This window comes from Mycobacterium seoulense, from assembly GCF_010731595.1.
Lineage (GTDB): Bacteria > Actinomycetota > Actinomycetes > Mycobacteriales > Mycobacteriaceae > Mycobacterium > Mycobacterium seoulense.
This window is the reverse complement of sequence record NZ_AP022582.1, coordinates 5,322,648-5,335,958: the sequence shown is the minus strand read 5'-3', so window position 1 is coordinate 5,335,958 and position 13,311 is coordinate 5,322,648. Positions and strand designations below refer to the sequence as shown.

The window sequence follows — 13,311 nt, the reverse complement described above, 5'->3', positions numbered from 1 at the left end:
GGCAATCCGACGAGTATGACAGCCCGCGGCCCAGCTCACCACAATCCTTACTGAGCAGACAGGCCCCTCCAAGGTGAACCCGCGCGCGGGCGGACGGCCCTGGCAAACAGGGGCCGCCGGAAACCTAGGCCGGGCGGAGGACCGCGACGAGGAAATCCGAGTCATCGGTGAACGGTCGCAGGTCCCAGGTGGACAGCAGCAGATCGGGCGCGAACCCGGCCGCCGCCGCGTCGCCGAGGAACTCGGCGAACTCGTAGTCGCGGCCGGCGCCGAAGCCGATCGCCGCCCGGCCGTCGTCCGCGAGGTGGGCCCGCAGCCGGCTCAGCACCCGGCCCCGGGTGCTCGGGGCGAGGAACGCCATGACGTTGCCGGCGGACACGATCACGTCGAACGGTTCGGCGATGCCGCGCGCGGGCAGGTCCAGCTCGGCGAGGTCTCCGACGAGCCAGCGCGGGCCGGGGTGGTCCTGCTCGGCCGCCTCGATGAGCGCCGGGTCGACGTCGACGCCGACGACGTGGTGACCGGCGGCGGCCAAGTACCCGCCCAGCCGGCCGGGTCCGCAACCGGCGTCCAGTATCCGGGCGCCGCGGGGCGCCATCGCGTCGACGAAGCGGGCCTCGCCGGCCAGATCGTCGCCGGCCCGGACCATGGCGCGGAACCGCTCGATATACCAGTGCGAGTGTCCGGGATCGGCAGCGACTTTCCGCATCCAGAGGCTCTGCTCGACCATGCGACCATTATCGCGTTGTGTTCAAGCTGATGTTCTACTCCCCGCGCATCCCCCCGAATACGGGCAACGCCATCCGGACCGCGGCGGCCACCGGCTGCGAACTGCATCTGGTCGAGCCGCTGGGGTTCGACCTGTCCGAGCCGCAGCTCCGGCGGGCGGGGCTGGACTATCACGACCTGGCGTCGGTCACCGTCCACCCGTCGCTTCAGGCCGCGTGGGACGCGCTCTCGCCGGCGCGGGTGTTCGCCTTCACCGCGCAGTCGGCCACCTCGTTCGCCGACGTCGGTTACCGGGCGGGCGACGTGCTGCTGTTCGGGCCCGAGCCCACGGGCCTGGACGCCACGACGCTGGCCGATCCGCACATCACCGAGCGGGTGCGCATCCCGATGCTCGCGGGCCGCCGATCACTGAACCTGTCCAACGCCGCGGCCGTCGCGGTCTACGAGGCGTGGCGGCAACACGGCTATGACGGGGCGGTGTAGGTCTTACCAGCCGTTCCAGTGCGTGACCTGCTCGGCGGGCAGCCGCTTGGCGGGGCGGAAGTCGGTGCCCTTGGTGTAGGCGATCGGGAACAAGCCGCCCTGGCTGTATTTGTCGTAGGGAATGCCCAGCACGTCGGCCACCTGCCGCTCGCCGTCGCGGAGTAGGTGCAACGTCGTCCAGCACGAGCCCAGCCCGCGGGAGCGCAACGCCAGGCAGAAACTCCAGACCGCGGGGAACAGCGAGGCCCAGAACGACACCCCGCCCAACGGCGTCTGGTCGTCGCGGCCTTCGATGCACGGGATCAACAACACGGGCGCCTCGTGCATGTGCTCGGCGAGGTAGGTCGCGGAGTCGCGGACCTTGCCCATCCGCTCGCCCCGGGTGTCCCCCTCGCCGTATTGCGGTGCCGGCGCGCTCAGGTAGTCCCGGGCGTTTTTGAGGTAGACGTCGCCGATCGCCTTCCGCTTCTCGGCGTCCTCGACGAACACCCATTGCCAGCCCTGCGAATTGGATCCCGTGGGCGCCTGCAGCGCCAGTTCGAGGCATTCCATCAGCACGTCGCGGCCGACGGGCTTGTCGAAGTCGAGGCGTTTGCGGACCGAGCGGGTGGTGGTGAGGACTTCGTCGACGGACAGGTTGAGGGTCATGCCTGGAGACTACCGAGGCGGTTGATGGCGCACGGGCTCACCGGAAGTCGCGCGAGCGCGAGCCGACCGCCAGGGTGATGCGGCCCAGCCGCTCGGCGACGACGGTGACTGCGCCGCTGGCGTTTTGGACCTGACCGCGCACCAGCATCGCGGGCGCGGTGTTGGCCAGCTTGCGGTGCCGCGCCCACACCGCCGGCGTGCAGAGCACGTTGACCATCCCCGTCTCGTCCTCGAGGTTGAGGAACGTCACCCCCTGGGCCGTCCCGGGCCGCTGCCGGTGGGTCACCGCGCCGGCGATCAGCACCCGGTCGCCGTCGGGTACGGACAGCAGCTTCTCGGCGGGCACCACCCCCATCGCGTCCAGGTCCGCCCGCAGGAACTGCGTCGGGTAGCTGTCCGGGGACACGCCGGTGGCCCACACGTCGGCGGCGGCCAGCTCCAGCTCGCTCATCCCGGGCAACGCCGGGACATGCGACGACGAGCCCACGCCCGGCAACCGGTCCGGGCGTTGGGTGGCGGCCGCCCCGGCCGCCCACAGCGCCTCGCGCCGGGACATGCCGAAGCAGGCAAAAGCCCCGGCCGTCGCCAGCGCCTCGGTCTGCGGCACGGAGAGCTGCAGCCGGGTCGTCAGGTCCAGCAGGGAAGCAAACGGGCCGTTGGTGTTTCGCTCCTCGACCAGCCGCTCGGCGAGATCGTCGCCGATGTGACGCACGGTGCCCAACCCCAGGCGTACCTCCGTCCCGGCGTTCTCGAGGGTGGCGTGCGCCAGGCTGGCGTTGACGTCCGGGCCGTGCACCGTGACGCCGTGCCGGCGCGCGTCGGCCACCAGCGACTGCGGCGAATAGAAACCCATCGGCTGCGCCCGCAGCAGCGCCGCGCAGAACGCCGCCGGGTGGTGCAGCTTGAACCACGACGAGTAGAACACCAGCGACGCGAAGCTCAGCGCGTGGCTCTCCGGGAAGCCGAAATTGGCGAAGGCCTCCAGCTTTTCGTAGGTCCGGTCGATCACCTCGTCGGGGGCGCCGTGCAGCGCGCGCATGCCGTCGTAGAACCGGCCGCGCAGCCGCCGCATGCGCTCGGTGGAACGCTTGGAGCCCATCGCGCGGCGCAGCTGGTCGGCCTCGGCGGCCGAAAAGCCGGCGCAGTCGACCGCGAGCTGCATCAGCTGCTCCTGAAAGAGCGGCACCCCCAGCGTCTTTCGCAGCGCCGGCTCCATGGACGGATGGTCGTAGACGACCGGGTCCAGCCCGTTGCGCCGCCGGATGTAGGGGTGCACCGACCCGCCCTGGATGGGCCCGGGCCGGATCAGGGCGACCTCGACCACCAGGTCGTAGAAGATCCGCGGCTTCAGCCGCGGCAGGGTCGCCATCTGCGCGCGCGACTCCACCTGGAACACGCCGACGGAGTCGGCGCGCGCCAGCATCTCGTACACCGCCGGCTCGGAGAGGTCGAGCCTGGCCAGGTCCACGTCGATCCCCTTGTGCTCGGCCACCAGGTCGATGGCGTAGTGCAGCGCCGACAGCATGCCCAGCCCGAGCAGGTCGAACTTCACCAAACCGATTGCCGCACAGTCATCCTTGTCCCACTGCAGGACGCTGCGGTTCTCCATGCGCGCCCACTCCACCGGGCACACGTCGGCGATCGGCCGGTCGCAGATCACCATGCCGCCGGAGTGAATGCCCATGTGCCGCGGCAGGTTGCGGATCTGGTTGGCCAGGTCGACCACCGGCGGCGGGATGCCCTCGACGTCGGGCGAATCCGCCAGCCCGTCCCAGTGGCCGAGCTGCTTGCTCCACGCGTCCTGCTGCCCCTGCGAGAAGCCCAGGGCGCGGGCCATGTCGCGCACCGCGATCCGGCCCCGATAGGTGATGACGTTGGCGACCTGGGCGGCGTAGTCGCGGCCGTAGCGGTCGTAGACGTACTGGATGACCTTTTCCCGCTGGTCGGACTCGATGTCCATGTCGATGTCGGGTGGGCCGTCGCGGGCGGGTGACAGGAACCGCTCGAACAGCAGCTCGTTGGCCACCGGGTCCACCGCGGTGACCCCGAGGGCGTAACAGACCGCCGAATTGGCCGCCGACCCCCTGCCCTGACACAGGATGTTGTTCTGGCGGCAGAACCGGGCGATGTCGTGCACCACCAGGAAGTAGCCCGGAAACGTCAGCTGCGCAATGACTTTCAGTTCGTGTTCGATCTGGGTGTACGCGCGCGGAGCGGCATCGGCCGGCCCGTAGCGGTCGCGGGCCCCCGTCATCGTCAGCTGCCGCAGCCAGCTGTCCTCGGTGTGCCCGTCGGGCACGTCGAACGGCGGCAGCTGCGGGGCGATCAGCGCCAGCCCGAACGCGCACTGTTCACCGAGTTCGGCGGCGGCGGCCACCGCGTCGGGGCACCACGCGAACAGCCGGGCCATCTCGTCGCCGGACCGCAGGTGCGAGCCGCCCAGCGGGGCCAGCCACCCCGCGGCCGAATCGAGCGACTGCCGGGCCCGGATGGCGCCCATAGCCATGGCCAGCCGGCGCCGCGACGGCCCCGCGAAATGCGCCCCGGTGGTGGCGACGACGCCGACGCCGAAGCGCGGCGCGAGGGCGGCCAGCGCCACGTTGCGCTCGTCGTCGAGCGGGTGGCCGTGGTGAGTCAACTCGACGCTGACCCGGCCAGCGCCGAAACGGTCCACCAGGTCGGCCAGCGCCTGCTCCGCCGCGTCCGGACCGCCATTGGAAAGCGCTTGGCGGACATGGCCTTTGCGGCACCCGGTGAGGATGTGCCAGTGCCCGCCGGCGGCCTCGGTAAGCGCGTCGAAGTCGTAGTGCGGCTTGCCCTTCTCGCCGCCGGCGAGGTGCGCGGCGGCCAGCTGACGCGACAGCCGCCGGTAGCCTTCCGGGCCACGGGCCAGCACCAGCAGGTGCGGGCCGGGCGGGTCCGGCGTCTCGGTGCGGGCCCCGCGCCCCAGGGACAGTTCCGCGCCGAACACGGTGCGAATGTCGAGCTCGGCGGCCGCTTCGGCGAACCGCACCGCACCGTACAGGCCGTCGTGGTCGGTCAGCGCCAGCGCGCGCAACCCCAGCCGGGCGGCCTCCTCGACCAGCTCCTCCGGCGTGCTGGCCCCGTCGAGAAAGCTGAACGCCGAATGCGCGTGCAGCTCGGCGTATGGAACGGACGAGCGGGGCGCCCGGGTGTCGTCCGGCGGCCGGTACGTTCCGCGCTTGGGCGACAGGGGGGCGTCTTCCCCGGGCACCACCGGCACGCCGGCATGGCGGGGCTTGCCGTTGAGCACCCGCTCCATTTCCGCCCAGCTCGGCGGGCCGTTGAACCACCCCACGGCCGACAGTCTATCGAATGTGTGTTCGAATTGCCGCGGCCCGGGACAACGGTTGTTAAACCGATCTTCAACTCCTAAACAAGCTCTTAACGCCGCGCGCCTACCGCGGGCGCAGGGACCGGGCAGACACTGGTAACCAGGCGAAATTTTCGGCGGGGGCGAGCATGGCGCAGGTGAAGGCACTGGATACGGCATTCCTGACGGCGCGGGATCCCGACCAGCACGCCGGCCTGGCGATCGGCGCCGTGGCGATCGTGGACGGCGCACCCGATTACCTGCGCCTCAGTCGCCTTCTGGCCGAACGCATTCGGACGATACCGCGCTGCACGCAATTGCCGCGCGCGCACCCGCCGCATCAGGACTGGGTCGACTGCCCGGAATTCGACCTCGCCCAGCACGTGCACCGGGTGGCGATCCCCCGGCCGGGCGACGACGCCGAGCTGGCCGGGGCCATCTCCCACGCCCTCGAACGGCCCCTGCGCCCGGACCGTCCGCCGTGGGAGTGCTGGGTGATCGAGGGCCTGAAAGGTAACCGGTGGGCGATCCTGATGAAGACCCATCACCGCCTGCTGGGGGGCAGCTCACCCGCGCACCTGCTCACCAGGCTGTGCGACGACGCCGACGACGACGCCTTCGTGAACACCCCTGTGGACAAGCAGCTTTCGCGACCGTCGAGGCGGCGCGAGGGCTGGGCCGATGCGCTGTGGCGGGCGTCGTGGACCGCGACCGGCGCCGTGCTCGCCGCGGTCTGGCCCGCGCTGCGGACGCAGGACCGGGCCGCCGTCCTGCGCCGCTACGCCACGGTGCGGGTCCCGATCGCCGACGTTGACCGCGTCTGCCGCCGGTTCGGTGTCACCATCAACGACGTCGCGCTGGCCGCCACCACCGAGGGCTTCCGGACGGTGCTGCTCGGCCGCGGCGAGGAGCCGCGGGCGGATTCGCTGCGCGCCCTGGTGCCGACGCCCGCCCGTTCGCCGTACCTGCCGGTCGAACACGACGACCCGGTCCAGCGCTTGCGCGCGGTGCAGACGAGGTGGAATGACAAGACAACTCCCCCGCCCCACACCGGCGGCATCGTCGAGTCGGCGCTCAACTCCTTGCCGACGGTGGTGCGGGACAACGTCATCGAACTGCTGTCGCGGCTGCCGCAGCGCGCCATCGTGACCTTGACGACGAACGTGCCCGGACCCCGGTACCGGCTGCGCCTGATGGGCCAGACGATGGAGCGCGTGCTGCCCATCCCGCCGACCGCCGTTCAGTTGAGCACCGGGGTCGCGGTGCTGAGCTACGGCGACGAACTCGTGTTCGGCATCACCGCCGAACCCGGCGCCGCGTTCGATGTCAAGCAGCTGGCCGCCGGGATCGAGCTGGGCATGGCGCGGCTGGTTGCGCTCAGCCAGGACTCGGTCCTGCTGTTCAGCGGTCGCCGCCGCAAGCGATCGCCGCGCGCGTTCCCCGGCCGCGCGCCGGGGCCGCGCCCGCCGTTCCCCGGACAAGCGCGGCACTGACCCGCTCCCGGCCGGTCCGGCCACCGTGAGAAGGTTGGGTCATGCCACAGCCGGGGCCGGTCGTCATCGACCCACGCCGCCATGACGCGGTGCTCTTCGACGCATCCGAACCCACCCTGGACGGGCGGCTGCGTGAGGTCGGGGTGGCCACCGCCGTTTTCTCCTCCCCCGAGAGCCTGTCGGGGGCGGCCGACGACCTGGGCGCCCGACCCGGGCGGTGCGTCGTCGTCACCACCGACGAGGCGGCCGTCGAGGCCGCACGTGCGGGCGGGTTCGCGTTGGTCATCGGCGTCGACACCGGACATGGCGACGCGCTGCGAGGCGCCGGCGCGGACGCCGTCGTCGCGGACCCCCGCGAGGTGACCGTGCGCACCGGGGACCGGCGGATGTCGCAGCTGCCCGACGCGCTGACGGCCCTCGACGACCTGGCCGCGCGCCGGCCGGCGGTGTTCTTCGACTTCGACGGCACCCTGTCCGACATCGTCAACGACCCGGATGCCGCCACCCCGGTCGCCGGCGCCACCGAGGCGCTGCAGCAGCTGGCCGCCCGGTGCCCGGTCGCGGTGCTGTCGGGCCGTGATCTGGCCGATGTAACGAAGCGGGTTGGGGTGCAAGGCATTTGGTATGCCGGTAGTCACGGTTTCGAGCTGACCGCGCCCGACGGCGCGCACCACCAGAACGACGCCGCCGCGACGGCCGTGCCGGTGCTGGAGCGCGCGGCCGGCGAGCTGCGGGAGCGACTCGGTTCCGTCCCGGGTGTGGTGGTGGAGCACAAGCGGTTTGGCGTCGCCGTGCACTACCGCAACGCGGCGCGTGACCGGGTCGGCGAGGTGGCGGCCGCGGTGCGCGCGGCGGGCCGGCGCGACGGGCTCCGGGTGACCACCGGCCGCGAGGTCATCGAGCTGCGCCCGGACCTGGACTGGGACAAGGGCAAGACGCTGCGTTGGGTGCTCGATCACCTGACCGAGGCCGAGGCCGGCCTGCGGACGCCGGTCTATCTCGGCGACGACATCACCGACGAGGACGCGTTCGACGCGATCCACGATGGTGGCGTGCCAATCCTGGTGCGGCACTACGACGACGGCGACCGGGCCACCGCGGCGGAGTTCGCGCTGGACAGCCCCGCGCGGGCCAGCGAGTTCACCGCCCGCCTGGCGGGCCAGCTGTCCCGCTAGGCCTGGACGTATTCCACCGCGCCGTCATCGAGCACCACGCGGGGGCCGGAACCCTCGGCGCCCGAGGCCTCGGTCCGAAACACCGCCTTGCCCGGTTCGGTGCGCCAGATCAGCGTGGTCAGCGTCTCGCCGGGAAACACCGGCGAGGTGAACCGCGCCGCGATCGAGGTGATGTTGGCCGCGACCCCGCCGCCGAGCTCGGCGAGCAGCGCGCGGCCCGCCACCCCGTAGCTGCACAGCCCGTGCAGGATCGGCTTGGGGAACCCGGCCATCTCCCGGGCGAACCACGGGTCGCTGTGCAGCGGGTTGCGGTCACCGGAAAGCCGGTAGATCAGCGCCTGGTCTTCCCGGGTGGGCAGCGCGACCCGGGCGTCGGGCTCGCGGTCGGGGATCTCCGGGGCCACCGGCCGCTGCCCCGGCACGCCCCCGAACCCGCCCTCGCCGCGGATGACCAGGGTGGTGAGCGTCTCGGCGATCAGCTTCTCCGAGTCGGGATCGGTGCCCCGGCCGCGCAACACCAGGATCGCGTTCTTGCCCTCGCCCTTGTCCTGGATGTCGGCGACCTCGGTGACCACCGACAGCTTCCCGGCGGGCGGCAGCGGGGCGTGCAGCCGGATCTCCTGCGAGCCGTGTAACAGCATGGCCCAGTTGAACGTCCCGACCTTGCCGGCCGCCCCGAAGGCCGGGCAGCAGATCACCGCGTAGGTGGGCAACACCTGCTGGTCGATGCCGTGGCTGTTCTCGGTGGTGAAGGACAGGTCGTCGAGGCCGGCGCCGACGCCGAGCGCGTACAGCAGCGTGTCCCGGTCGGTCCATTCGAACAGCATCGGTTCGGTCACCGCGCCGACGGCACTCGGGTCAATCGCCATCTGAGTCTCCTTCTGAAGTATTTTCCCACTCAACCATCGCAAACCCTTCCCACCGATACCGTCGGCAGGGCAGGCTATCGACATGCCGAAGCGCAGCTTGGTCCGGACCGTCTCGAAGGCCGTCGCGGTTCTCACCGCGGCCGTAATCGTCGGCGCCTGTGGCGGATCGCCGCAGGCACGCAGCATCACGGTGACGTTCATCCGGCACGCCGAGTCCGAAGCCAACGCCGGCGGGATAATCGACACCTCGGTGCCGGGCCCGGGCCTGAGCCCCGAGGGCAAGGGGCAGGCCCAGCAGGTCGCCCATCAGGCGGGTCATAAGGACTACGACGGCGTCTACGCCTCCACCATGGCCAGAGCCCAGCAGACCGCCGCGCCGCTGGCCGCCGAGCTGGGCAAGCAGGTCGAGGTGCTGCAAGGCATCCAGGAGATCAACGCCGGCTGGTTCGAGGGCAAGCCGGTTGCCCAGGAGGGCGCGACATACCTGCTGGCGCCGGCGGACTGGCTCAGGGGCGACGTGCAAGACAGCATCCCCGGGTCGATCAACGGCAAGGAGTTCAACGACAGGTTCACCGCGGCCATCCAGAAGGTCTACGCCAGCGGCCAGCACAATCCCGTGCTGTTCTCGCACAAGTTCGCCATCGAGTACTGGACGCTGATGAACACCAAGAACGCCAAGGACACCCTGCTGACCAGCCACCCGCTGCCCAACATCGGGCGCGTGGTGATCACGGGTAACCCGGTGACCGGCTGGACCCTGGTGGACTGGGACGGCATTCGCGACTTCCACAGCTGACGCGCGGGGAACGGTTGACGCGGTGGCCCCCAGCCGCCACGATGGCTGCATGCGGTATGTCGTTACCGGCGGTACCGGGTTTATTGGGCGCCACGTCGTCGGTCGCCTGCTGGAAGCCCGGCCCGACGCACAGGTGTGGGTGCTGGTCCGGCGGCCGTCGCTGGGCCACTTCGAACGGCTCGCGTCCGCGTGGGGTGAGCGGGTCAAACCACTGGTCGCGGGGCTGCCGGAGCTGGAGCTGACCGACGAGACCCTCGCCGAGCTGGGCCGCATCGACCATGTCGTGCACTGCGCGGCCATCTACGACATCACCGCCGGCGAAGCCGAGCAGCGGGCCACCAACGTCGAGGGCACCCGCGCCGTCATCGAGCTGGCGCAACGGCTGGGCGCGACGCTGCATCACGTGTCCTCGATCGCCGTGGCGGGCGAGCACCCCGGCGAGTACACCGAGGACGACTTCGACGTCGGCCAGCGACTGCCGACCCCGTACCACCGGACGAAGTTCGAAGCCGAACTGCTGGTGCGGTCGGCGCCCGCGCTGCGCTACCGGATCTACCGCCCGGCGGTGGTGGTGGGCGACTCGCGCACCGGCGAGATGGACAAGGTCGACGGGCCGTACTACTTCTTCGGCGTGCTGGCCAAGTTGGCGGCATTGCCGTCGCTGACGCCCATCCTGCTGCCCGACACCGGCCGCACCAACATCGTGCCGGTCGACTACGTCGCCGACGCGCTCGTCGCGCTCATGCATATCGACGGCTTGGACGGCCGCGCGTTCCACCTCACCGCCCCGAAAACCGTTGGGCTGCGCGGCATTTACCGCGGTGTCGCGAAGGCGGCCGGGCTACCGCCGGCGCGCGGGTCGCTGCCCGGCTCGGTGGCCGCACCGGTGCTGAAGGTGCGCGGTCGGGCCAGGGTGCTGCGCAACATGGCCGCCACCCAGCTCGGGATCCCGGCCGAGGTTTTCGACCTCGTCGACCTCAAGCCCACCTTCGTCAGCGACCAGACCCGGGAAGCGCTGCGGGGCAGCGGAATCGGCGTACCCGAGTTCTCCAGCTATGCCCCCAAGCTGTGGCGCTACTGGGCCGAACACCTCGACCCCGACCGCGCCCGGCGCAGCGATCCGCTGCGCGGGCGGCACGTCATCATCACCGGCGCCTCCAGCGGCATCGGCCGGGCGGCGGCGATCGCGGTGGCGGAAAAGGGCGCGACGGTCTTCGCTCTGGCCCGCAACGCCGACGCGCTGGACCAACTGGTCGCCGAGATCCGCGCGGGCGGCGGCGACGCGCACGCCTTCACCTGCGACGTCACCGATTCCACCTCGGTCGAGCACACCATCAAGGACATCCTGGGCCGGTTCGACCACGTCGACTACCTGGTGAACAACGCCGGGCGGTCGATCCGCCGCTCGGTGGTCAACTCCACCGACCGCCTGCACGACTACGAGCGGGTGATGGCGGTCAACTACTTCGGCGCGGTGCGCATGGTGCTGGCGTTGCTGCCGCACTGGCGCGAGCGCCGCTTCGGCCACGTGGTCAACGTCTCCAGCGCCGGGGTGCAGGCCCGCAACCCCAAGTACAGCTCCTACCTGCCCACCAAGGCGGCGCTGGACGCGTTCGCCGACGTGGTGTCCTCGGAGACGCTGTCCGACCACATCACGTTCACCAATATCCATATGCCCCTGGTGCGTACGCCGATGATCGCGCCGTCGCACCGGCTCAACCCGGTGCCCGCGATCAGCCCGGAGCGGGCCGCCGCCATGGTGGTGCGGGCCCTGGTGGAGAAGCCGGCGCGCATCGACACCCCGCTGGGCACGCTCGCCGAGGCCGGCAACTACTTCGCACCGCGGACGTCCCGGCGCATCCTGCACCAGCTCTACCTGGGTTACCCCGACTCGGCCGCCGCCCGCGGCCTGCCCACCGAACCGGCCGCGGCTCCCCCGCCACGACGCAAGCCGAGGCGGCCCGTCCGCGCGGTCACCGCCGGCATCCGGACACCGCGAGGAGTCAAGCGGTTGGTGCGGCTGGTGCCCGGCGTGCACTGGTAGGTCAGGCGTTTCAACCCCATCCGATTGCGGTATTCCGGCGCGATGACCCGGACTCTTACCGAGAAGCGGGCGGACGCCGACCCGGTGGCCGCCGCGGCCCGGCTGGTCGCCACGACGGGCGCCGCGGTGATGTCCTCGCTCGACGTAACGCGCAGCCTCGGCGCGGCCCGCGAGGAGTGGACCCGGTTCGCCCGGCACTGGCAGCAGCTGGGCCCGGACCCCTACGCGGCCGAGCTCGGTGTGCAGCGAATGCGCCGGTATGGCCGGTACTCGTTGCGCGATGGCGTGCTGCGCCCGATGCCCAGGACCACGTTCGTGCAGCCGCAGGACTCCAACCCCCTCTACGTCGGCAGGGACCGCGACTTCGAACCGCTGACGGATGCGTTTGCCCGGGATCCCTTGCTGCACAAGCTGATCGGGCTGCTGGCCCGGGTGGCGGCGGCCCTCGACGAGGTGGCGGAGTGGAACGTCAAGGTCCATCCGTTCCGGATTCGGTCGCTGACGGACGAGGGCGGCCATCCCACGCCCGAGGGCATGCACCGCGACGGCGTCACCCTGGTCAGCTCGCTGCTGGTCGGGCGGCGCAACGCCATCGGCGGCGAGAGCGCGGTGTGCGACCTGGACGGCCGGCAGCTGCTGGCGACGACGCTGGCCGAGCCCGGCACGCTGATGCTGGGCGACGACCGCCGCACCCTGCACGGCGTCTCCCCGATCCGGCCGATCGACGGCTCGGGCCCGGCGCAGCGCGACGTCCTGGTGATCACCTTCGCCTCGGCCTGGCCGTAGTAGGTCCCGGTGGCCGCCCGCGCGGTGCGCCGGGAATTACTTGAGCAGCGTGAACTGATTGACGTCGACGTAGCCGATGCGGAACATCTCGGCGCAACCGGTCAGGTATTTCATGTACCGCTCGTAGACCTCCTCGGATTGCACCGCGATGGCCTGGTCCTTGTGCGCCTGCAATGCGGCGGCCCAGATGTCGAGCGTCTTCACGTAATGCGGCTGCAGCGATTGCACGCGGCCCACGGTGAAGCCGTTCGCGGTCGCGCGCTCCTGCACCATCGGTATCGACGGCAACCGCCCGCCCGGGAAGATCTCGGTGACAATGAATTTGACGAAGCGGGCAAACAGGAACGACAAGGGCATGCCGCGTTCGACCATCTCCGTCGGGTGCAGCCCGGTGATGGTGTGCAGCAGCATGACCCCGTCGTCGGGCAGCAGGCCATGCGCCAGGCTGAAGAATTTGTCGTAGCGTTCGTGCCCGAAGTGCTCGAAGGCGCCGATGCTCACGATCCGGTCGACGGGCTCATCGAACTGCTCCCAGCCTTGCAGCAGGATCCGCATCGAGCGGGGACTGTCGGACTCGGCGATCAACTGCTCGACGTGATGGGCCTGGTTGCGGCTGAGGGTGAGGCCGACGACGTTGACGTCGTAGGTTTCCACGGCGCGCATCATGGTGGCGCCCCAACCGCAGCCCACGTCCAGCAAGGTCATGCCCGGTTGCAGCCCGAGTTTGCCGAGGGCGAGATCGATCTTGGCGATCTGCGCTTCTTCCAGCGTCATGTCGTCGCGCTCGAAGTAGGCGCAGCTGTACGTCTGGGTCGGGTCGAGGAACAGCCGGAAGAAGTCGTCCGACAAGTCGTAGTGGGCCTGCACATCGTCGAAGTGCGGCGTTAGATCTGTCCCCTCGGGGGGCTCCGACGTCGTTGGCATCGTGACAGCCTAACCGCCGGTCTGAGTATC

The 13,311-nt window shown here is 70.8% G+C and carries 11 protein-coding genes; 6 read left to right on the top strand and 5 right to left on the bottom strand.

The window, feature by feature from the left end; genetic code table 11:
• Positions 1 to 124: 124 nt before the first annotated feature.
• A complete protein-coding gene (locus G6N37_RS24905) occupies positions 125 to 730 on the bottom strand; it encodes a class I SAM-dependent methyltransferase (protein ID WP_163684080.1) in 606 nt (201 codons plus the stop codon).
• A 17-nt stretch (positions 731 to 747) separates the two neighbouring features.
• Between G6N37_RS24905 and G6N37_RS24900 the strand changes: the two genes are divergently transcribed.
• Entirely contained in the window at positions 748 to 1,212 is a 465-nt protein-coding gene (locus tag G6N37_RS24900) for a tRNA (cytidine(34)-2'-O)-methyltransferase (RefSeq protein ID WP_163684078.1), read from the top strand.
• A gap of 3 nt (positions 1,213 to 1,215) precedes the next feature.
• On the opposite strand, the gene G6N37_RS24895 is transcribed toward G6N37_RS24900, so the two are convergent.
• Positions 1,216 to 1,860: a nitroreductase family protein gene (locus G6N37_RS24895; protein ID WP_163684076.1), complete on the bottom strand. Its 645-nt coding sequence runs from the start codon at positions 1,858 to 1,860 to the stop codon at positions 1,216 to 1,218.
• A gap of 37 nt (positions 1,861 to 1,897) precedes the next feature.
• The gene (locus tag G6N37_RS24890) at positions 1,898 to 5,179 is read right to left on the bottom strand and encodes an error-prone DNA polymerase (RefSeq protein WP_179961867.1); all 3,282 of its coding nucleotides are present in this window, start codon (positions 5,177 to 5,179) and stop codon (positions 1,898 to 1,900) included.
• A 164-nt stretch (positions 5,180 to 5,343) separates the two neighbouring features.
• On the opposite strand from G6N37_RS24890, the gene G6N37_RS24885 reads away from it, so the two are divergent.
• Both G6N37_RS24885 and otsB read left to right on the top strand, forming a co-directional pair.
• Positions 5,344 to 6,687, top strand: a complete 1,344-nt coding sequence (locus G6N37_RS24885) for a wax ester/triacylglycerol synthase domain-containing protein (RefSeq protein ID WP_163684075.1) — start codon at positions 5,344 to 5,346, stop codon at positions 6,685 to 6,687.
• 41 nt (positions 6,688 to 6,728) lie between these two features.
• Complete coding sequence (otsB, locus tag G6N37_RS24880; protein ID WP_163684074.1) at positions 6,729 to 7,862, top strand: trehalose-phosphatase; 1,134 nt, start codon at positions 6,729 to 6,731, stop codon at positions 7,860 to 7,862.
• Here otsB and G6N37_RS24875 read toward each other — a convergent pair.
• Positions 7,859 to 8,731, bottom strand: a complete 873-nt coding sequence (locus tag G6N37_RS24875; RefSeq protein ID WP_163684073.1) for a MaoC family dehydratase — start codon at positions 8,729 to 8,731, stop codon at positions 7,859 to 7,861. The genes otsB and G6N37_RS24875 overlap by 4 nt on opposite strands.
• Before the next feature lie 82 nt (positions 8,732 to 8,813).
• On the opposite strand from G6N37_RS24875, the gene G6N37_RS24870 reads away from it, so the two are divergent.
• Genes G6N37_RS24870 through G6N37_RS24860 form a run of 3 tightly spaced genes read left to right on the top strand, consistent with a single transcriptional unit; the run spans position 8,814 to position 12,357 of the window.
• A complete protein-coding gene (locus tag G6N37_RS24870) occupies positions 8,814 to 9,527 on the top strand; it encodes a histidine phosphatase family protein (protein WP_163684072.1) in 714 nt (237 codons plus the stop codon).
• A 49-nt stretch (positions 9,528 to 9,576) separates the two neighbouring features.
• Entirely contained in the window at positions 9,577 to 11,571 is a 1,995-nt protein-coding gene (locus tag G6N37_RS24865) for an SDR family oxidoreductase (RefSeq protein WP_163684071.1), read from the top strand.
• A gap of 42 nt (positions 11,572 to 11,613) precedes the next feature.
• Positions 11,614 to 12,357 carry a 2OG-Fe dioxygenase family protein gene (locus G6N37_RS24860; RefSeq protein ID WP_163684070.1) on the top strand — a complete coding sequence of 248 codons (744 nt, stop codon included), beginning with the start codon at positions 11,614 to 11,616 and terminating at the stop codon, positions 12,355 to 12,357.
• Between the two features lie 36 nt (positions 12,358 to 12,393).
• Here G6N37_RS24860 and cmaA1 read toward each other — a convergent pair whose 3' ends face one another.
• Complete coding sequence (gene cmaA1 / locus G6N37_RS24855) at positions 12,394 to 13,281, bottom strand: cyclopropane mycolic acid synthase CmaA1 (protein WP_163684069.1); 888 nt, start codon at positions 13,279 to 13,281, stop codon at positions 12,394 to 12,396.
• Positions 13,282 to 13,311 lie beyond the last annotated feature (30 nt).